At 43.6% G+C, this 22280-nt stretch carries 16 protein-coding genes; 2 read left to right on the forward strand and 14 right to left on the reverse strand.

The window, feature by feature from the left end:
* Positions 1-21: 21 nt before the first annotated feature.
* From GQS54_RS11410 to GQS54_RS11430, 5 genes are read right to left on the reverse strand one after another with little or no spacing between them, the layout of a single operon-like run.
* A complete protein-coding gene (locus GQS54_RS11410; RefSeq protein ID WP_166424110.1) occupies positions 22-768 on the reverse strand; it encodes a VpsP family polysaccharide biosynthesis protein in 747 nt (248 codons plus the stop codon).
* On the reverse strand, positions 759-1487 hold the full coding sequence (locus GQS54_RS11415; RefSeq protein ID WP_166424111.1) for a CpsB/CapC family capsule biosynthesis tyrosine phosphatase: 729 nt from the start codon (positions 1485-1487) through the stop codon (positions 759-761). The genes GQS54_RS11410 and GQS54_RS11415 overlap by 10 nt, the downstream gene beginning before the upstream one ends.
* Positions 1484-3745: a polysaccharide biosynthesis tyrosine autokinase gene (locus GQS54_RS11420; RefSeq protein WP_166424112.1), complete on the reverse strand. Its 2262-nt coding sequence runs from the start codon at positions 3743-3745 to the stop codon at positions 1484-1486. The genes GQS54_RS11415 and GQS54_RS11420 overlap by 4 nt, the downstream gene beginning before the upstream one ends.
* 19 nt (positions 3746-3764) lie before the next feature.
* Positions 3765-4301 carry a polysaccharide biosynthesis/export family protein gene (locus tag GQS54_RS11425; RefSeq protein WP_166424113.1) on the reverse strand — a complete coding sequence of 179 codons (537 nt, stop codon included), beginning with the start codon at positions 4299-4301 and terminating at the stop codon, positions 3765-3767.
* 23 nt (positions 4302-4324) lie between these two features.
* The gene (locus GQS54_RS11430; RefSeq protein ID WP_166424114.1) at positions 4325-5512 is read right to left on the reverse strand and encodes an outer membrane beta-barrel protein; all 1188 of its coding nucleotides are present in this window, start codon (positions 5510-5512) and stop codon (positions 4325-4327) included.
* Between the two features lie 897 nt (positions 5513-6409).
* Here GQS54_RS11430 and GQS54_RS11435 point away from each other — a divergent pair.
* On the forward strand, positions 6410-7819 hold the full coding sequence (locus GQS54_RS11435) for an undecaprenyl-phosphate glucose phosphotransferase (protein ID WP_166424115.1): 1410 nt from the start codon (positions 6410-6412) through the stop codon (positions 7817-7819).
* 100 nt (positions 7820-7919) lie between these two features.
* Here GQS54_RS11435 and GQS54_RS11440 read toward each other — a convergent pair whose 3' ends face one another.
* From GQS54_RS11440 to GQS54_RS11475, 8 genes are all read right to left on the reverse strand, one after another.
* Positions 7920-10664 carry a glycosyl hydrolase family 8 gene (locus GQS54_RS11440; RefSeq protein WP_166424116.1) on the reverse strand — a complete coding sequence of 915 codons (2745 nt, stop codon included), beginning with the start codon at positions 10662-10664 and terminating at the stop codon, positions 7920-7922.
* Positions 10661-11254 carry a hypothetical protein gene (locus tag GQS54_RS11445; protein ID WP_240919910.1) on the reverse strand — a complete coding sequence of 198 codons (594 nt, stop codon included), beginning with the start codon at positions 11252-11254 and terminating at the stop codon, positions 10661-10663. Before GQS54_RS11445 ends, GQS54_RS11440 begins: the two co-directional genes overlap by 4 nt.
* A 735-nt stretch (positions 11255-11989) precedes the next feature.
* Positions 11990-13333, reverse strand: a complete 1344-nt coding sequence (locus GQS54_RS11450; protein ID WP_166424140.1) for a tetratricopeptide repeat protein — start codon at positions 13331-13333, stop codon at positions 11990-11992.
* Positions 13334-13344: 11 nt separating this feature from the next.
* Positions 13345-13953, reverse strand: a complete 609-nt coding sequence (locus GQS54_RS11455) for an energy transducer TonB (protein WP_166424117.1) — start codon at positions 13951-13953, stop codon at positions 13345-13347.
* 3 nt (positions 13954-13956) lie between these two features.
* Positions 13957-14364, reverse strand: a complete 408-nt coding sequence (locus GQS54_RS11460; protein ID WP_158768990.1) for a biopolymer transporter ExbD — start codon at positions 14362-14364, stop codon at positions 13957-13959.
* Positions 14365-14394: 30 nt separating this feature from the next.
* Positions 14395-14916 (reverse strand): MotA/TolQ/ExbB proton channel family protein, encoded by a 522-nt coding sequence (locus GQS54_RS11465; RefSeq protein ID WP_166424118.1) that lies wholly within the window; start codon positions 14914-14916, stop codon positions 14395-14397.
* 11 nt (positions 14917-14927) lie between these two features.
* Positions 14928-16331, reverse strand: a complete 1404-nt coding sequence (locus tag GQS54_RS11470) for a MotA/TolQ/ExbB proton channel family protein (protein WP_166424119.1) — start codon at positions 16329-16331, stop codon at positions 14928-14930.
* Between the two features lie 13 nt (positions 16332-16344).
* Positions 16345-17115 carry a DUF3450 domain-containing protein gene (locus tag GQS54_RS11475; protein ID WP_166424120.1) on the reverse strand — a complete coding sequence of 257 codons (771 nt, stop codon included), beginning with the start codon at positions 17113-17115 and terminating at the stop codon, positions 16345-16347.
* A 623-nt stretch (positions 17116-17738) separates the two neighbouring features.
* Between GQS54_RS11475 and GQS54_RS11480 the strand changes: the two genes are divergently transcribed.
* Positions 17739-20063, forward strand: a complete 2325-nt coding sequence (locus tag GQS54_RS11480) for a TonB-dependent receptor (protein WP_166424121.1) — start codon at positions 17739-17741, stop codon at positions 20061-20063.
* Between the two features lie 138 nt (positions 20064-20201).
* Here the strand turns inward: GQS54_RS11480 and GQS54_RS11485 are convergent, their stop codons facing one another.
* Complete coding sequence (locus GQS54_RS11485) at positions 20202-22238, reverse strand: cytochrome c/FTR1 family iron permease (protein ID WP_166424122.1); 2037 nt, start codon at positions 22236-22238, stop codon at positions 20202-20204.
* Positions 22239-22280: the final 42 nt, after the last annotated feature.

Genomic DNA, 22280 nt, shown 5'->3' on the forward strand with positions numbered 1-22280 from the left:
TATTAGTTAGGTATTAGGTTGTTATTTACTTTTTCGTTTACTGTTAGAACATTGCGGGATCATGCGCTTAATTGATGGGGGCTCATTTCTTAGCCAGCGGCAGACTCGCTTATTAGCTGCATATTGCTTGATTAATGCCAATACTTTTCCTCGACTTTTCGCGTCACGCAGGCCCATGCTGATCCTATGATAAAACTCTTCACGAATACGCAATAACATCGGGTGATTACTGGCGTACAGTGCCATGCCCAATTGCACAAACAACAAATGCACTTCAGGTTTTTTAGGCCCCAGTTCACTTGCTCGTTGCAAATAGGTTAGCATTTGTTGATCAAACTCCTGCTGACGCCATTTTATCATGGCTAATGACGCCCACGTCACTGGCCATAAAGGTCGCAACTGGGTTGATTGTAAGTAATGTGCTTTGGCAGCCTTGAGTGCTTGCTCTTGGTCTTCATAACCCGCGATGGCTCCCCATTCGTAAACTTGGCCCATCAAATCTTGATATAGAGGGTGACTAGGCTGGCTGTTAACAGCAGACTGAATTGCCGTCTTAGCTAGCTGGTACTCTTCGGGGGATTGCTGATTACCTTGCTCTTGCCATGCAGCAAGAATATTCCGTACTTGGTAGTAATCAAAACTTGCGCTTGTAAAACGTATTGCTGCGATTAAACAGACTAACGCGAGTATTGCGAAACTGATTACCGCTACGTAGTGCTTAATAAACATACGGGCTTGTGTTAAGCCGCGAGGAATGACTATTGCCATTGATTACCTTGGGAAATTAACCATGGCGTGGTTTTAAATAGACGTTGTGCGCGATCTTTTCCGCTTAGTGCCGCTACTTCCATATACGCCTTTGCCATGTCATTAGGGCGACGATTGATACTGTGCATGTCAGACGCAACATAGGTAATAACGTTCTTTTCAAGAAACAGTTTAGCGGTATCACGCACCTTCTCAGAAAATCGTCCAATAAAGGCACCTGCCGTAACCTGAAATAAACAACCCAAGCGTTCAAGCTTATGAATGCACAGGGGATTGGCCATGATCTCTCGATTACGCTCAGGGTGAGCAATAACGGGTTGAATTCCGTTTTTTAACAACCAGCGAAGTAAGTTATCGGTGCCGGGTGGTATATGACTATGGGGTAATTCAAGGAGCATAACGTCTTTATTATCCCAGCGCCCTATGAATGGGATTTGCCCTGTTTTTTGCCACAACATAATATCAGGCGTAATTCTAAGTTCCGCAGCAAAAGACAACTTAAGGGTGCATTGCTCTTTGGCCAAATGGGCAACCAAAGACTGATAGGCTTGGTGAATAGAAGTGGGATCGTTATCAAAGTACCCCTGGTGTATATGAGGCGTACACACCATGTGTGTCACCCCAACAGAAACAGACTGCTCAGCCATAGCCAACGACGCCGCTAAATCAGGAGCGCCGTCGTCTATGCCTGGTAATATATGACTGTGTAAGTCGATCAAGATTTTTGCGTCTGTTCAGCCTTGGTATCCGTATTATAACTGTGGTATCCGTATTGGTCATAAAAACCTGTGTATTCACCATGCTTTTTCGCTTTACGCAAATCAACTTGATTTAATACCACGCCATCAACCCGATGACCCACTTGCAAGAAACGACTTAGGCCATTCGTGATCAGTTTGTCACTGGTGCTGTCAGCCTTAACCACATAGACCACCGAGTCACATACTTTTGACACAACAATAGCATCACTGACGGCTTGTGTGGGGGCACTGTCGACTATGATGTGCTCATACCGACCTTTAAGATCTTGCATCAAGGCTTTAAAGCTATCAGACGCAAGCAGTTCCTGAGGGTTGGGTGGCATTGTACCCGCACATATTATGTCAATACCTGACATTTCATCAGTCACAATACATTCTTCCAGAGTATGGGTACCTGCAATCAAATTCGCTACACCGGGTTGAAACCCTGGCAAACTAAACTGATTACCAATCGTAGGACGACGCAAATCGGTGTCCATTAATAATACTTTGCTTAACTGGCCCATAGCGAATGCTAAGTTGATAGAAACCGTACTCTTACCTTCTTTGGGCACGCTTGATGTTACCAAAATCGTTTTTGAGGGTTTATCAATATTCAGCAACTGTAAACTTGTTCGAAGGGTACGCACCGCTTCACTAAACGTATGTCGCTTACTATCAAAGAAATGGCGAACGGCCAGATTTTTCTTTTTGTTGTGGGTTTCCAAAGGAATTAACCCCAACATGCGCTGGCCAAGCTTGCGCTCAACATCATCTACCGAGCGAATACCGCTATTTAGTGCGTCCATCGCTATTGCTAGAAATACCCCAAAACCTAAACTAACGATAAGTGCCGCAGCGATAATCAATCCTTTTTTCGGTTTAGAGGGCGCTGACGGCGGCACTGCTAAATCTAGCATGCGCGCATTAGCAGACTCAAACCCACCCAGCTCTGTGGTTTCATTTAAACGCGTAAAAAACGAACTATATAGTTGCTGATTAATATCAACTTCACGTTGCAGTGCTTTATGGCGGCTTTCAAGATTGGTTAAACTACGGAATTTCTCTTTATTAACGCTCACCTCTTGTTTAAGGGCTGCCAATTTAAGTTTCGCGGTACTGAACTCAGTATTCACACCTGAAACCAATGAACGAATTTGATCGTTTAAGCTGTCTTGGATCGAACGTAACTCTGCTTGAGCGGCAATCATTTTAGGATGCTTCGGGCCAAACACTTTGCTTAATTCAGATACCCGACTTTGCGCACCGATTTGTTCACGTTTAACATTTTGTACTGACGAATGATTAATCACTTCAGGAAGGTCAGCCAATTCAGCTATGGTCGCACCGGAGTTAACTTGGTTGTAAAGAGTTTCAGCTCGGTTGTAAGCAGTCTGCGCTGAGAGCATTTGCTGGGTTAAGCCTTGGAGTTCATCTGCCGCTAAGCCGACAACACCGTCAATATTAACCAATTGTTCGGTTTCATAAAACTGCGACAAGCGTTTTTCAGCGGTAGATAGCTTAGTACGTAAACCTTGCAGGCTTTCATTCAACCATGTGGTCGCCTTGGTGGTCATATCAAGCTTAGATTCAAGGTAATTTTCGATATATACGTCACCCACAGCATTAGCGGCGATAGCAGCAAACTGGCGATCTTCATGCTCAAAACTAATTTCTACGATCTGGGTGTTAACAAGCGGATTAATCTCTAACGCTTGCATTACTTTCGCTGCGGCATAACTTTTACGACGCTCGAGTTGCTGGGCTTCCGTTAATACGGTTATTTCTTTTTGCGGTAAAAATGGCAACGCGCTAATAACACCTGATTTAATCGCCGCTAACTGCTTGCTCACAAAATTCGCTTTGCTCGCTTCATAGCCAGGCGCAAACGTTGGATTCTCATAAAGCTTAAGCTTCTCGACGACTTTTTCGGCAATGTGGCGAGATTTCAAAATTTCGTATTGGGTTTGAAAGTACTCTTTACGACTGGAATCAAGGCCATACACTTCTTCGATAGAAAGCACTTTAGCTTGCTTTGATTCAATTAGTAATTTACTTGTTGCGGTATATTGCGGCGTGACTGACATCACGATAAGGGCAACCAACACCGTAATAAAAACCGCTAAACCAATAATCCGCCATAAATATCGTCGAACGGTTTGCCAATAATGACCTAAGTCAATCGTTTCTGAGTCGAGTAACTTAGCCTCTAATTGTCCATTTAATTGCGCTGACATCGTTATCTATATACCTTTATTAAAAGAAGCTTTGCTGCACGGTAACTATGTCACCAGGCAATACCACATCAGTGGACTGAGCATTCAACTGTTGTTGTTGACCTGACTCATTTTCCCTGCGTATAAAAATTTTTGTTTTTGAGGCTCGCTCGGTGTAACCGCCAGCCAAAGCGGCGGCTTTATCAACTGAAAGACCAGGCTGATATGGGTAACCACCTGGCCGCTTAACCTCACCATCGATAAAGAAGGGCCGATAATCAATTACCGTTACAGATACTGATGGTTCAACCAAGTAGTCGCCTTTAAGGCCAGCATATAACTTGGCTTCGAGTTCAGCCCCTGTTAACCCAATCATTCTAATATCACCTAAAAAAGGATAGTTTATAACGCCATGGTTGGGTAATTTAGTGGTAAGCGATAGATCTGACTGACCAAAGACAGTGATTTTAATTACATCACCTGAGCCTAATTTATATTGACTCAGACTTGCGTCGAGTGACCATGCAGCTGTGCTAAAAAGTACTAGCCACAGCCAAAAAAACGATTTTACTTTCATGTTTACTCCAAGAGAGATAAGAACTAAAGGGTCACTTTAGCTGATAGACGGTAGATATTTTGATCGTAGTCAATAATATCTTGGTTACTGTCACGTTCACTGTAGGTGTAACCTAAATTGAACGTTAACCAACGTCTAAACTGATAAATAACCGCTAAGTTAATATCTTGTATGTCGTCCGTTCGCCCGCTGCCTTCGTAGCTGTCACTGCCTACTGCAACGCCTGCTTCGGTTCTTAGGCGTTCTAGCCATTCATGACGCCAGGTTACAGAAACATCTTTACGGCGAATAAAGTCACCTTCGCCATTTGTTTCACGGGCTTCGTTTTGGGTATCTAAGATAAAAGTTGCACGTTCGAGCGGTTCCCATACAACACCGGCTTGCCATTTCAAACCTGAAAAGTTACTGCGCCCAGCAGCGTCAAAATCTTTGTCTTGGTAACCGATTTTAGCATAGCCAGAAGTGGATGCGGTTGATTGCCACTGTGCCCCTACTAAATAGCTTGTTTCCACACTGTCTCGTGACGCAGAGCCATCGGGTACGAAGGAATATTCGACGTCGGTAATCGTCGTTTCTAATAGTAGGTCTGTTGCTGGCCCAACGCTATAATAAAACACACCACCGATTTCACTCTTTGAGCGGTCACGAGATTTATATTCATCGGTATTAATTTTATAGTCTAAATCACGGTAATTGAGGGTTAAATCCAGTCGAGCCTGTGCACTGAGTGCACCATACGAATAGACAAAATCAACTTCACTTTCTTTATACTCATCAGGAGACGTGAGTTCATTACCACGGCCTCGAGAGAAAGCCGTTCCGCGGTTATCATGACCATCTTCATAATTGACACTCGTTTTAATGCGATGGCGGCTATTTAATTCATACCCTAGTGAAGCAAATAATAAATGATCGGTATAGTCATCAGTAGAACTTGAAAAGTAATCCCCACGAGTAAGCTGATAACCAAACCGTAAACTGTTTAAACCAAAATTATTAACCAAAACAAACCTAGGCGTAACAACGCTAAACCAGCTATCTATTTCTTCATCATCCCCTCGAGATTGCGTTACGTTGTCATTAAAACCAACGCTAGTGGTTAAGGTAGGGACTAATTCAAACGCACCTAAGTCAATGCCTACTTCTTGAGCAAATGAAGATGAACACACACATGCCAATCCCATAGCGGTTGCTAATTTAGTCTTACTCATTCAATCATCTCTGCTTTATTAAGGTTAAAATTCAATTTTAATGAAACTAAGTGTATCAATTATCTGCTTAAATTAGCGCTTTGTTATAAAAAAACTGCGAAAAAAACTTCGAAAAATGTAGAAAACAAGCCGTGCAAAAATTCAGCAAGGATCTTGTTAAGCGAAATCTATGCCATCAATCAGTACATCGATAACTTTGCGCAGATGCTCTAATATTAGAATCGGTGCATATTAAACCAAGATGACGTTATGTAAAATCAGTTACTGAATCAATTGACCAATGATTGACTGAAATAGAAATAATGAAGTGTTTTTTCAGCAAACATTCTACTTTGTGCTCATTCCTTATCCTATTATTCGCGTTTGTCTAAGTGCAGATTAGACATAAACTATCGTGGTGCCAATTATCCGAAAGGATAAATAATTTATGTTAAGTGAGTCATATACTATGACTATGCCCATTACGTCGCTTCTATTGTGTTATTTATCTCAATCTACTACGCCTGCTGAACAACAAAATAATGGTCTGGTTTTTGCTTATTCATCAAATGACAATCGGCAGAGTGTAGCGAAGATACGACTAAAGTTATGGCCACGAAGGAGCGCGTACTTTGTTATTGTATAAACGATACTGAATGTCATAAAAAAAACAAATATATGTCGTAATTATACTACAGAATAGCGTGGTATAATGTGCGCGGCTGGGTACTCGCTAGCTTCGATGTTTAAGCAAGGCACTGAAGTTAAAAGGAATTTTTTAATTTTGTAGCACATTAGTTGTTGGATATTAGCGACACAATAATGTCGCAAAATAACGACACAGCTATAGTTTGGGATGTTTCATTGCCCAATACTACAAATTTAAACAGTGATACGTAACATTAATGGTAGATACACATGCATAACAAAAGCCCTGGCGGCATCATTCAGAGTAACCAAAGTAGTTTTTCGACGCTCTATCGCTTAGTCGATATGGTCATTATTACTTTAGTGTATTTTCTTGTTCTTTTATATCAAGGATTGCCCATAAGCACACCTGAATTGCTGTTGCTCTTTGTCAGTATTATTTCATACATGTTATGTGCTGAAGCCGTTGATTTATATCGTTCTTGGCGTACCGCGTCTAATACCCTGATGATTAAGTGGAATATGATCGCTTGGGGCGTATCTTCTCTTGTTACCACGACATATGCTTTTATTTTCCCTGATACGATTGTCGCTTCGAATTTTGTTATTTTGTCTTGGTTGGTCTTGTGTGCCCCAACTCTTGTGGGCTGGCGAGTAGTATTTCGTGAGATTTTATTCCGCCACCGTAAAAAAGGCCATAATACCCGTCGAGCGATCATTATTGGTGCAACGCAATCTGGTTATAGCCTTGCGACCCAAATTATAGAAAATGATCAATTGGGAATTATTTTCAGTGGTATGTATGACGACCGCGCTCCGGCCCGTATCCCCCACGAAATTCAGCACGAGGTTAGAGGGACAATTGAGGATGCAATTAAATTAGCCAAAGAAGGTCAAGTGGACTACATCTACATTGCCATGCCGATGAGTGCAGAAAAACGCATTATGCAAATTTTGAATATGTGCAGTGATACCACCGCGACCGTTTCAATTATTCCGAACTTCTTTATGTATAACCTGCTGAATGCTCGCTGGCAGAGTGTGGGTTCAATACAAACCTTGAGCGTTTTTGATACGCCCTTTCAAGGTGCAGGCGATATAACAAAGCGACTTGAGGATATTGTTGTTTCTTCACTGATTCTAATAATGATTGCTATTCCGATGCTATTTATTGCTCTTGCGGTGAAATTCACTTCAAAAGGGCCGGTTATTTTCAAACAAAATCGTTATGGCTTAGATGGGCAAATGATTAAGGTCTACAAATTTCGCTCCATGACCGTGCAAGATAATGGTGATAGCGTGCAGCAAGCCACTAAAAACGATGTACGTATAACCCCCTTAGGTGCCTTTTTACGCAAAACATCTTTAGATGAATTACCGCAATTTATTAACGTATTGCAGGGCCGTATGTCGGTTGTTGGCCCCCGACCACACGCTGTAGCCCATAACGAAGAATATCGTAAATTGATTGAAGGCTATATGCTGCGCCATAAAGTACGCCCAGGCATTACCGGCTGGGCACAAATCAATGGCTTTCGCGGTGAAACCGAAACAATTAATAAAATGATTAAACGGGTTGAATACGATTTAGACTATATTCATCGCTGGTCAGTCTGGCTGGATATTCGGATTATTTTAGCGACCGTTACACGCGGTTTTATCAATAAAAATGCTTATTAAGCACTACAGATAATACAAGATAGCGGTAACGAAAATTGAACCATAAGAGAAGCCGAGCAAATGCTCGGCTTTTTTGTGTGCGCTTTCCGGGAATGGTTAACTACTCATGATTACTGGGCTGATATATTTTGAATTCTCCCCCCGCGTGTAATAGACCAAACATATGTAACAGGCCATCGTAATAGCGATACATACCGGTTGGCGCATTTTGCTGCCAAAGGTAGTTGATCATTTCGGTAGAAAACGGATTTTCACTTATTGTGGCCCCCACTGCATTCATTGCGGTGCGGCCATGGCTGCGATAATTAATGTCTGGCTCGCGAGTGCCATCAACTTCATATACAGCGATAAAGTCACCGTATTGTGCAATTTCTTTTTCAAAGAAATTGACTTGTTGCTCGACTAACGCTTTAAGCTCAACAGATTGGCTTACCCAATGATAATCCATGGCCATATTACCCATAACGCGAAATGAATCGTAAGCGCTTTTATGGCTATCAGGATTAAAACTAGTGGTTTGCGGCACGCCTTCATGGCTTGCGTAATCGCTAAACAAGCCTGTGACAGGATGCGCCGATTTAGCCAAATACTGACGACTAATCTCGGCAGTTTGGTGCCAATAATCGTTATTTTCATCGGCCCACAACGCCCACATTTCGTAGAAAGCAGGTAAGTGGTATGAAGGATCAGAGAAGCTCTCAACGTTTGTCGTTGTCACAAATTCTACTTGCTGATAGACCGGATGCATCATAAGCCTTGTGCTGGCGTTATTAGATTTTGTATAAACAACGTCATGCAGAATATCATTCGCTTCTTGCTGATAATCAAATATACCGTCTGAACTACCCCAGCGGTTATTAGCAAGGAATAACGCCATAGCAAAGTACTCTTCGCCGTCAGGAGCAGGGTTGGTATCGATAGCATTATAAGGCGCGTTACCACTTAGTCGCCAGGCAAAGAAGTCTTTGCTATTACCTGTTGTGTTTTGCATTTTCGCTTTAGTAAAACGCCACAATTTGTTGAAGGTTTCTTGATCGTCCATCATGACAGAGATCATCATGCCGTAGGACATGCCTTCTGAACGTATATCGTTAGTATCAATGGCTTTAATAAATGCCATGTCATCGCCCACGCCGTATAACACGGTTGTATCAGACAGTTCAGGTGCTGGCTCACTAGGCGCTTGCCCCGCAATGATTACATTGTCGATTTGAATATCGCCGGTCACCGTTGGCATTTTGCCATTTGCAACAAATTGCACACCGATGCCACGAAGCTGACTAAAATCGAAACTATCACTGACGTAACCAAATTCTGTCGTTGCGCTAACATCGCTAAAACGTAATGTAACGAACTCATCGGCGGTGAGTCCCGCTACCATGGTATAGCCTAAGAAAGCAGGCTGGTAATTAGCATCTTCTAAAACAAGTTGCACAACCATATTGCCGTCTTCAATGTAATTTGCAGGTATTTTGACGTCAAAGCTAATATCCCGCCCTTCAGTGATATCAATCCCGTTGAACTGCTGATACTTCACGGTAAATGCATCAGTATCGGCTATCCAGTTCGGGCTGACCGCTAACACATTATTGCTCAGGCCATCACCGCCAACCTCAGCGTCAATTTCATTACTAATAGCCAACGTTGGCACGATAGCACTATCATTGTTCGCACTGGCACTCCACTGTGAAATGCTGTTATCAAAGGTTTCTTCAAAACCAGGAGAGATGTCGACCCCGCCGCCATCGACTGGTTGGTAAATACTTACTTCTGAAATGGCTAGACTGCCACCAATATCAGCATTTTTTCCATTGGCTAAAAACTGAAAACCTAAGGTGCTGATTTGGCTAAAGTAGAACCCTTCGGATAAATAACCGAAGTTTGTATCTGGCCCCAGCCCCTTAATCAATAATGTTGTTTCAGCCCCTTGGGTTAATGTGCGATAACCGAAAAAACCGATCCCCCCCGAGGCGTCTTGAATAAAGAGCTGAGCTGCCATCGAGCCTTCATCAGCATACGCTTGATCAACCGCCATTTTGTATTCGACATCAACGCCGCCAGTTGCATCAATAGGCTCGAAAGGGCTAGACAAAACCGCTAACGCGTCACTACCACTTTGCCACGTTGGTGTAATAACTAATGCCCCATCAATTTGGGAAAGCTCAGCACTCACTTCACTTCCATTGTCTGCGTACCATTGCCAGTTATCGGTACTTTGCTCAAAATCAGCATGGTAAATTTGCTCCCCTTTGCTTGGCTCTGCACCTGCTTGGTCTGGCACTAATTCGAAGAGTTGCTGATAGGTCGCGTTTATTTTTGCCGTCACTTGCTCTTGTGTTGCCAGACCGCGCTCAAAAAAGTAATTTTTGTATTCTGAGGTGTGATAGGCAGAATCTGGTGAGAAGTTGTCACTGATTTCGTTTCCGCTGGGCTGATATTCGAAGTTCCAGCTTAAGTCTTGTTCGTTAAATCGTGCTCGACGATTTTGTATTAATACCAATCGCTCTGTTAACTCAAGTACGCTATTAGCGGACATTTCATCTATGCTCACTCCCGTAAATTGTATGTTGGAATTAGCGTTACTTGATGCGACATTTATCTGTATATCTCGAACGCTATCGGCATCATTTTTAACAAAAACAGAAAACTCATAGCGAAAATCGCTGCGCCCTACCCTCGTTTTGTTCTTTAGGGTGAGATGATCAATGCTTACATCTGCGTACAGGGGCTGACTAAAAGACGTTAGCAGCACAGTGCCCAGTGCTACTGCGATACTTTTGCGTAAAGAAGTCACTTTTGACTGGGAACAATCGCTCGTCGTGTTGTTTACTGAGGAGATATTCATGCAGCCACCCCATCTATTATGTTGCCTTGGCCTTTAACGCCGGCTAACGCAAGACTGCGCAACTTACGCATACGCCCGGCCAGTCCTGCAATCACACCCACTAGCGTGATAAAGAACATGGCACTCGTAGGTGCGCTTACAGCTTGGGGCAAACTTAATTGGTAGTCGCCTTCACTTGTTACATCGAAAGAGCTCGCGTCATAGGTTTCAAATCGCTGGGTGGTACTGACTAAATCTGCACTGCCCAACCAATCGAACACGACAGATAATCCTGTTAGGGTTTCACCTGCCTGCAAGGGCATGCTAAGGGCGAGTGCGTCAACAAAACCATCTTCTTGTACACCGAATATGTCTTGTGCGGGGGCGATAAACACGTCCCAATCAATTGGGCTAGTAAGTAGTGATAGGTTGTCGAATAATCCATATTGAAAGAATAAGGTGAGCCCTTCTATGGCGGTTTGCGAATCATTGTGAAATTGGTAGTCAGCTTGATATTGCTGATCATTGAGCTTAGTGACATCAGAATTGATCATTAATGCACTGGCATTCATGCTACTCAATAGTAAGGTGAACAATAGTATTATCTTCATGTGCTTCCTTTTTATATATCAACGATTACTACAAAATTAAGCAACGGCGATATAGTGGTTATATTGTTATTGTGTCCATTTGGGTTATGTATAAGGCGAAGTGACATACCCAATAGTGTCAAGTATGAGCGAACCACTGCACCTTATTGTCATAAAGACTACACAAAGATATACGTACAATTAACACAAAGTTTACATTTAGAAAATTTTCGTAAGAAGAAAGTAAGACTGCGTAAAAAAAGAGCGAAGATAGATTCCCGTGCTGGATGAAAAAAACGAGACGCGTTATCGATATGCACATTAAGAGATGCTTCACCAAAAAGTCGATTTATTGTTACCACGTCATGCTGGCAAAAATTAACGTCTATTATGATGCAGTGACTCCAACAGCTGGATCCTAAACCCTAGACTCTGTCCCCTATCCCCTGAACCTTGACCCTTTCCCGAGCACCGAGTGCCGCGTACCGCGCACCGCGCACCGAGTACCGTGCACCGCGCTCCGAGCACCCCAACACCCAATAAGTGGCTCATTTTTTGTCTAAATTGGAAGGGATAAATTGGCTGGAAGTAAAGAAAAAACCGCTCAGCGAGGGCATAAGCGGCGAATGGTTCTCTGCTAATGTGGATTAACACATTAGAATTATCGTTTTTATTATACTGAGTAAATTTTCGTTTTTTGTTCAGCTAGTACTTTTGTTCTGTTAATGCTTTGTTCTGTTAGGAACAGTAAGCACGTTATTGAGGAAGTGAGACCGTTAGCTTCTCCCGGCTGACTTTTTCTGTCTCAACAAATTTAGACCATTGCTGCGCCATGCCTCTGCTGCTTTTAAACGCTTGTGCTTTCGCCAGTTCATTGAGCGCGTCGTTGTATCGATCCACATTAAAAAATGCCATGCCCTTAACAAGGTGCACTGTCCCTTCATTACGTAAACCACCTTTGCTGAGCGCCGTTTCTGATGCAGCGATAGCTTGTCGCCACTTTTCCATATTCAGGTAAATTTGTGCTAATTGGGCATCTAGTTCGCCGTCATCTGACAAATCTGCTGCCGCTTTCATTACTGGCACCGCTTCATCATTCTCTTTCGCTAATACCCAGCATTGAGACAAAAATTTTAGATTTTTCAAGTTTTTATCTAAAACTCCGCTTTCAAAGCCTTTTTCAATTAAACGCGCGCCCTTAAACGGCATTTGATGATAATAATAAAGCTGCGCGAGGTTAAACATATCTGAACCGTTTTGAATATAACCTTGCTGATAAGCGGTTTCTAAAATGGCTAGCTGTTGTTTTTCTTCCCCTAACTCGCCGTACATGCCGCCAAGTTGCACCCAATATTTAGGCTCATCAAAATGCTTGACCAGTTTGAGTAATACATCTTTAACTTTCTCAGGCTGCTTTAACTCGAAATACACAGCGCGTTGCAAGACATACCAATTTTCATCAGGAATATCGTCTTTTGCTTCGACTATCTTAATGGCTTTTTCGATAAAGCTTGCCGCTTTGTCGTAAGACTTTTGCTGATACATTGCCTGTGCTTTGAGAACGTAGTTTTTGGCTGGTATTTCGCTATTTGGATTAACAGCGGCATTTAGCGTTTCCCAGCGTTCTAAAAACAATACGGTTTTATCGTAGTTACCGCGCATCATGTGCAACTGTGCAAGACTAAACAACGTGCTTAGCTCGAACGATTCCGGAATAGGCTGCTGTTCAACCACTTGCTCGAACGATGCAATGGCTTCATCAAAACGCTCAACATTGTAGTAAACAAAGCCGTAGAAGTTGTACATCATCGCCTGCTCATAACTGTTCATTGAGCTGGCTTTACTTTTGACGTTATCAAGCGCTTCTAACGCTTCTTCGGTCTTGTTTTCATCGGCCAAGGCTTGAGCTCGTGCCAACTGATCGTACACCTTAACCCTAAGAGCTGGCGTTCTGCGTGTTTCACGTTTGCTCGCTTCTTGGGCTTGGGCACCTTTTATGGCTAAAGGAGATATACTAAACCCAAGGCCGATTACGGCGCATAACGTTAATCCCAAAACCTTGCATGAAAGGTGACTATTTTTTTTACTTGTTACTCTCATCATGCCCCCAATTAACCATCAATCTGGAAAGTAATACGGTTTTGTACACCAGCCACTTCAGCCGCTTCACCATTTACTACTCGTGGTTTGTATTTAAATTTAAGCGCAGCATCAATTGCTGCTTGATTAAATAAGTCAGCAGGCTGAGCTTCGACCACAAATGGATCTTTTACTGAGCCTAGTTTTGATACAGTAAACTCAACGATTACAAAGCCTTCAATACCCCGAGATAAAGCTCGACGAGGATAAACTGGCGCCACTTTAACGATAGGCAAATACTCACCATCGCCTGATTCAAGTGCCAAACCACCGTCGAGGGATAACCCTTCATTCACGTCTGCACCGAAGTCCATGCCATTGCCTTCCGCGTTCGGGGTAGGAGAATCCATTTGTGGCTGCTCCATTGCTGGAGGCGGCTGTTCTGGCTTAGGCGGTTTCTTAGGTTTACGATCTTTTTTCAGGGCGGATTCTTCTTTTTTCACCCGAACAAAATCCAGCACACTGCCCTTTGCTGGCTCGGTTAACGCACTGCCACCACTTTTAATCAGTGATTGCATGACGAAAAACAAGCTCAAGGTCACAATGGCTGACAGAACTATCGCTAGCAGATATCTAAGCATGGTCTAGGGCTCTTGGGCTGCAATCGAGACATCTGTGATACCGGCGGCGCGCGAGGCGTCCATAACCTTAATTAAGGTTTCGGTCGTCGATTTTTTGTCAGCTTGAATCACCACGGTACCTTGTGGGTTTTCAGCATGAAGACGCTCGATATTGGCTTGCACGGCGCGTACATCAATACGGCGTTTGTTGATCCAGATTTCACCTTTGTCACTGATAGCTACCAGGATATTAGCCCGGTCTTTTTTCACTGCCGTAGCGGCTTCGGGGCGGTTAACATCGATACCCGATTCTTTTACGAAAGACGCGGTTACGATAAAGAAAATCAACATGATAAATACCACATCAAGCATCGGCGTCATGTCGATTGCTGCTTCTTCTTCGTCCATCAAATTTTGAAAATGTTGTTTCATAACTGTCTCTTCTTAGGCGCGGTAGGCTAGCTACTTGCGATCTATGGTTAATGCGTCTTCTAAATGCGTACGTTCTGATTTCGTTGTTCGGGACAACCATGTAGAGGCAAATACTCCTGATAGCGCGCCGACCATACCTGCCATAGTAGGAATGGTCGCTTTAGACACACCTGATGCCATAGAGCGAGCACTACCCGAACCTGAAATGGCCATCACATCGAACACTTCGATCATGCCGGTGACGGTTCCCATTAGGCCCAATAATGGACATAAGGCGACTAATGCTTGGATAATAGGAATACCTGCACCTAATCGCAGGCTTACCCGTGAAATCATGGCTTGGCGTATTTGCTCTGCATTCCATGAACGACGATCTTTACGTGCTTTCCAGGCGGCAATGGTTTCTTTCTTATATGCCTTGTGCCAGATGAACACGTATAACGCTCGTTCTAGGATGAGCAACCACATGACGAATATCAGCAAACCGATGACCAATAAAACTTGGCCACCTGTTTCCGTAAAATCACGTATTGCTTCGAAAAATTCCAACATAGCTAATTACCTTAGGCGTTTGGCGTTGAACTTGTTTCCATACGCTCAGCACGCTGGGCAATCACACCTGACGCTTGCTCTTGTAGAATGAACACAACATCTTTAGAGCGGGTGTTAAGCATGGCGTATAACAACGTCATAGGGATAGCAACAACCAACCCCAGTACGGTCGTGACCAATGCAGTCGAGATACCGCCCGCCATTAATTTAGGATCCCCCGTACCAAACAATGTAATCGCTTGGAAGGTATTGATCATACCGGTTACGGTACCCAGTAGACCCATAAGCGGTGCTACCACGGAGATGATCTTGATCATCGTTAAGTTACGAGACAACTTAGGTATCTCGCCCAAAATCGCTTCAGTTAAGTGAAGTTCTAATGATTCGGTGTCAGCATGGGGATATTTGTCACGTACTTGCATAACGCGGCCAAGTGGATTGTTCGCAGTAAACTTGTCTGACTTAAGCTGTTTATTCACCTTCGCTTTAATCACGGTCAAGGTGAATAAGCGCTCTAGTGCGAGTAATAAACCAAGTGCACCAACGATAAGAATGATGTAACCAACTAAACCGCCCTGTTCAACGCGTTCTTTTAAGCTCGGTGCTTGCACCAATAACTTAAGAATTGAACCCCCTGTTGGGTCTAAGCCAAATTCAACCAGTTCACCGCTTGATGCTTGTAGTGCTTGAGCGCTGTTGGTGTAACGACCTGCAGGCTGACGAATTAATTCACCTAATGAATGAGTCGCACCTTCATAATCGAGGTATTTGCCATCAGCAATAAGTGCAAACGTACCCACACGTACCACTTCCTTGCTTACTTTAGCGCCACCCGCTTCAACAACGTCGGTATTGAAACGCGTCACTTTGCCTGATTCAGTCATTTCACGCTGCATTTCGAACCAAACACGTTCGATTTCATCGATAGAAGCAAGCTTAGAACTTGAGCCCATCGATTGCGCCATCTGGTCTAGGAATTGCGCACGGTTGGGAATTTGTGCCGAAATAACAGAGTTAAAGAACTTGCTTTTCGTATCGCCAGCGACTTGTTGCAGCACGCCAAATAATTCTTTTAGTGAGCCCAAACGCTTCGTTAGGGCATCGTTTAAATCGCCTAACTTGAATTCGTTTTCTTCAAACTGAGTTTCCAGCGTTTCTGAGGTATTCAGCGCATTGTCACGCTGTTTACCTGCGTCACGCAACATTTGATCTTGTTGTGCGCGCTGTTGTGCAAAGTCTTTTTCACGCTGGGTATTTTGCTTTGTTTGTTGAAACTGACCTTGCTCTAGTTGCTTAAGCAGTGCGTCTAAATCCAGTGCTGATTCTTTCTTAGGAAGTGGGTCAGCAGCCATGGCCGTTGTTGCCGTTAATGTAACCAACAACGTAAGTGCGATATTTTTAATTAATTGATTCATCTTCATCGTGCTCTTAATCCGTGATCGCTACAGGCAACATCAGTAAGTCTGGTGCCATTTGTTTTTTGGCCATACGCAGGCCTTTTGTCACTTGGGTGCGATAGCTAGACGGTAGCGCTTCCCACTGATGAGCTTTGGCATTCCACATACCTTGCATGCCCGCGTCGCGCGTTTGATAAATCAAGGCGGTACGACCAACGCGAAGGAAGTCAACGTTACGTTCTTGACCATCGATGGTATGTAAACCGGCGTAAGCTTCTAACGTACGTCCGTAATCCATTTCGACTTGGTAGGCTTCCATTACACGGCGAAATTTTTCAGATGGTGCAACGTCTGCTTTATCCATCATTTGTTTCAAGCCAGCGATGCGAGTTGCGCGCTCCCCCTCTAGAAAGGGCACGTCTAATGCGATGAACTGTTCTAAGCCGTCTATCATGCGTATCATTAATGGCGTAATTTGACGCTCGATAACACTGACATCATCAATAGCAGCGTTTAAGTCAGCCATTTCTTGTACTTGACTCGCTATCTGCTTGCGTAACTGCGAGTTGTATACGTCTAGCCCTTCAGTCTCTTTGTTAATGGTCTTAAACTGCTGCAATTTATTATCAATTTGATCATTAATCTTATTGATCTTTTGCTGAGACGTAGCGGCTGAGTCATTGATCTCTTTCGCTTTTTCAACGGCCGGCTTAATGTATGCATCTTCTTGGGCATAGCCAGATGCAGATAAAAGCAAACTTACACTGAGTAAGCTGGCTGATAACGTTGTAGTAGACTTCATGTACGCAAACCCTATTTGGAAGGAAGTGTCGAAACAGCGTAAACCTTTCGGGTTAGTCTATTTCATTAAGAATTTGCGCAAAGGATAGGGGTTACTCGTGGCATTTTTATTACAGCTACATGACGTATAGGTGACAGTAATATTGCAATAATATGACACCCATGTGTGGCATAGGATGCCTGCTTGTGTGTCCTTAAAACACTTGGTAGTTCAGTTACATATTTTAGCTAATTTGTTCGGTTGTTATGTGCATTCATACAGGTTCGTGTGCGATTTGTGACAGCGATATTCGCCAGAGCACGTAGTATATTGCGTGCTTTTTTTTCAAATTAACGGTTACCTCACCCAAAAACATTCATGACTTGTATACACAATAAGACACCTACTCTTGGTCAAAGCAAGATGAAATTTGCAAGACTTTAACGCCATACTTAGGCACAATATGCCGCCAGCTTCGCCTAGTTTTTTCAACGCGTTATCCGAATAAAGCTGATTCTGTTAGCGGGTAATATTCAATCAATTGATAAAACTGAGGATTAACTGTTCGAGAAGCGAAGAAATGCGATGATAATATCGCAGCGATACACACATACTATAACCACACATTTACTAGCGGTGACACAATGACCAACTTATCTAAAGCAGCATTAGCGGTCTGTATACACAGTGCCCTTTTCAGCCATGCTCTTAACGCTCAGGAAGCACCTGCGGCAAAAGACAAAGGCTTAGAAAAGATCACAGTTACAGCGCAAAAACGTACGCAAAGTATTCAAGAAGTGCCCATTTCAATTGCCACCTTAAACGGAGAGCGTTTCGAAAGCATTTTTTCTGGTGGTGACGATATTCTCGCCCTGGCAGTACGTGTACCGGGCCTTTATGCAGAATCGTCTAACGGCCGTGTTGCCCCCCGTTTTTATATTCGTGGCCTAGGTAACACAGATTTCGACCTAGCCGCATCTCAGCCTGTATCCATTGTGATGGACGACGTAGTAAAAGAAAACGTAAGCCTGAAAAGCTTCCCTTTGTTCGATGTAGCGCAAGTAGAAGTTATTCGCGGACCACAAGGCACGTTATTTGGACGTAACACCACAGCAGGTATTGTTAAGTTTGATTCGGTAAAACCGACTGAAGATTTTGATGCTTACGCGAAAATGAGCGTTGGTAACTTAGGTACTGTGAATGTCGAGGGTGCTGTTGGTGGCGGCTTAGCTGAAGACCTTTCAGGTCGTTTCTCAGTGTTATCACAAGACCGTTCAGACTGGATCGATAACGGTTACACCGGCGAAAATGATGCCTTTGGCGGCTTTGATGAAAAAGCTTGGCGTGGACAGTTATTATACTCACCCAGTGAAGACTTTTCGGCCTTACTAAACGTGCATGGTCGTGAGCTTGACGGAACTGCCTCAGTCTTTCGTGCAAACGTATTTACCAAAGGCAGCAACGATTTAAATCAAAACTTCGACCGTGACAAAATTTATTACGATGGCGATATCGATGGAAACGGTCCAGATAACAATCCACAAGAATACAGCAACTACGGTGCATCACTTAAGCTTGAAGTGGGCATGGACGACATGTCGTTTACCTCAATCACAGCATATGAAGAAGCTGATGGCTCAAGTCTTGGGGATATTGATGGCGGTGTGGTTCTCTTTGCTCCAGCAGATATAAATGGCGACGGATCAACCGAGTTAACTTTCCCTGGCTCAATCGCATTCGATGCAAAAACTCAAGATAACCTAAACGACCTTGAACAATTTACCCAAGAAATCCGCCTAGCCAGTGAAACCGATGACGCCCTTAGCTGGCAAACAGGTGCATTTTATTATGATTCATCATTTAACGTCACCAGCGTCGATGGTCTTTATGGTGCCACTACGGTGTTTCATGAAAACACTACGTGGGCGGTGTTTGGTCAAACGTCTTACGAAATCAACGAACGATTGAATGTCACTGGTGGCATTCGTTACACGCACGACAAAAAATCCTTGCGGGTTGGCGAACAAAACGTTGGTGGTTTTTGTTTGGTTGCAGACTTTAATGGGGACGGAATAACAGAGTGCCAAATCCAAGATTACGACGATATCAATGTTGATGATGGTCAAATCAGCTGGGAGCTAAGCGCAAACTACAAAGTTGACGAAGATACGTCACTGTTTGCTCGCTTTGCCAATGGTTTTAGAGCTCAGTCAATTCAGGGGCGAGACGTTGCTTTTGAAGGTGCGCCTTCAGTCGCGGATGCAGAAACGATTAATTCTATAGAATTTGGCGTTAAATCAGACTTGCTTGATAACACTTTGCGTATTAACGCCGCTACTTTTTATTATCAAATCGATGATATGCAGTTCTCTGCAATCGGTGGTGGGGCGAATAACGTTGCCTTGGTCAATGCTGATAAAGGTACGGGCTATGGTTTTGAAGTTGATGCTCAATACGTGGCCAACGATTACTTAACCTTAACCGCAGGCTACAGCTACAACAAAACCGAAATAAAAGACGATACGTTAACCGTATTGCCTTGTGGTGCTAGCGAAGCGTTTGGCTCAACAGGCAACTGTACTGTACTAGACCCACGTCCTAATGGCTTTAACGCCTCGATTGATGGTAATCCATTCCCACAGGCACCTGAATCAATCTTTACCTTTACGGCGCGTTATGCAGTCCCTATGGGTAACGATGGTGAATTCTTTGCATATACGGATTGGGCATACCAAGGCGACACTAACTTGTTCTTATACGAGTCAGTTGAGTTTCAAACAGACGGAAATGTAGAAGGCGGTTTACGCATCGGTTACGAAAACTTCGAACATAACTACACCGTTGCATTGTTCGGTCGTAACATCACGGATGAAGAGAACGTAAAAGGCGCAATCGACTTTAACAACCTAACCGGTATCGTTAACCAACCGCGTATATTTGGTATCGAAGCTAAAGTTAGTTTCTACTAAATACGATTAGCCATTAGGTCACGCATTCTAAAGAGTGCGTGCTCAAAAGAGCTAAGTACGTAGAGGCACAAAAACGAAAAAGGCAGATGATTGAAGTGACCCCCAATTATCTGCCTTTTTTATATGTGATTTTTACGTTTACGTAACCGTATCAGGACTGGTCTCTTTGCGTGATAACAAAATCACAAACAGCATCAACAGTACACTTTGGGCCAATACTCCTTGCCATGTGGCTGATATGCCTAGCCAACTTACCGAGACGTCCATTGGGAAAGGGGTAATAGCAATCACGGCGGCTTCTTGTAAAGCGGATATGCCCTTACCTGCCAATACAAAAGCGAGAATAAGCATAAAGTACGCGCTAAGCGAAAAGAAGCGCCCGATGGGAAGTTTCAGAGAATACTTCAGCATTAGCCACGTAATAAGCGCCAGTATCGCAACAGCCGCAATTAGCCCGTACCACACATAACTTGCTTGGCTACCGTCACCAACAGACTGCGTTAACAAAGATTGGTAGAACAAAATGGTTTCGAAAACCTCACGATAAACCGAAATAAACGCGAGTCCAGCTAAGCCCCACAGTGTGCCGGTACCTAAATGACGCTCTACGTTGTTTTGAATATATTGTTGCCATTGAGATGCTTGGGTTTTACTGTGCATCCAGTAACCCACATAAAATAAAATAACAGCGGCGAGTAACGCTGCCCCACCTTCCATTACCTCTCGTGAAGCGCCGCTGATGTTAATTAGGCTTTGTGCTGCCCACCACGTCACGCCACCAGCAATTAACGCTGTAATCCAACCATAATGCACATAACGGATAGCATCTTGGCGCTGGGTCTTGATAAGAACCGTAATAAGCGCGATCACAACTAGTAGTGCTTCTAAGCCTTCTCGCAGCAGAATAATTAATGATGCAGAAAACATCGCATTGTTCGACAGTACTTCGCCAGATAACTTGTTATCCACTTGATCAAGCTGAGCTAGGATTTGCTGTAACTCTACATTCACTTGTTCGTTATTTGATGCAACACTAAGTACATTACGAAAGTTTAATAACTGACTTTCAACTGTTCTACGTAAACCGCTGTCTCTGGCGTCTAGATTATTCTCAATCAGCTCGAAACCGTCTAAATAGGCACTAACCGCTAACGTCTGAGCCTGTGACAAATTACCCTTTTGATAAGCATCTACCGCGGCGATTAAATTAGTTTTGGCAGTAATAATAGGCGAGTCAGACGGGCTGAAAAAGACCGCCGGTGTGGCGCGCCATTGTTCGACATCGGCCAACGTTAAATTATCGTGTTGGGCAGCAATTTGAACTGGGTTATTGTTTATCCAGCTTTGCAGAGCAATTTTAAGATGAGGCGCTTTAGACGTTTGCTGATTATGAGTGGTCTCAGTCCCCTGAGCATCTTGGGCAAACGCTAGACTGCCTGCATAAAATGCCAACGACCAACGTTGTTGATCATTGAGTTCGGTAAAAGCACGCATGGCCGTGTCGTTTAAACCTGCGCTAATCGCATCATACAAACCAAGCAACGAACGATTTAACGCGCGCTCTTTCTCGGTAAAGTCCGTTGGTTGCGGGCTAAATGATTTCGCTAATGGGCCATTACCCTCCCCTGCGGGGCCATGACAAGAAGAACAGTTAGTTTCGAATAATTTTTCTATCTGAGGTTTTGGTAACAAATTAGCGGGTAATTGCAATGCTGGTGACATGGCCAATAACTGCTGACGCATGTGCTGAGTAAGTTCTTGAATTTGATCCATCGACGATTTTGCTAAAATGGCTTGTTGTAAAGCCTGGGCATTGGCCATCACTGACGTTTGGTTTAAATCAAAATCTGCCAAATTGGCATCTTGCAACACAGTACCTTTTTGTAATATTAGCTTAGCAAATTGCTGCATCTCAGCAAACTCATCTTCACTTGCGACTTCCCCATCAACTACCGCCTCAGAATAATCAACTCCGATATATTCCGCCATCTGCAATATTTGACGGCTTTCTTTTACCGGATCAATCTGGCCCAATTGCTGCGCCGAAGTAGAGGCAGAAAAAAACGTACTCATCATAAGCAGCAAAGCTAATACGAGTACTTTTGAGCCCAACAGGCTTTGGCGCAAAGTGAGTGAAGAGCGTAAGCCTTGTAAATAAAGGGGGGAAAGTGTCATCAAGTGTATTGCCTTAGAAATATTATATGCCTTTGTTGTACG

The organism is Paraglaciecola sp. 20A4 (assembly GCF_011378905.1).
Lineage (GTDB): Bacteria > Pseudomonadota > Gammaproteobacteria > Enterobacterales > Alteromonadaceae > Paraglaciecola.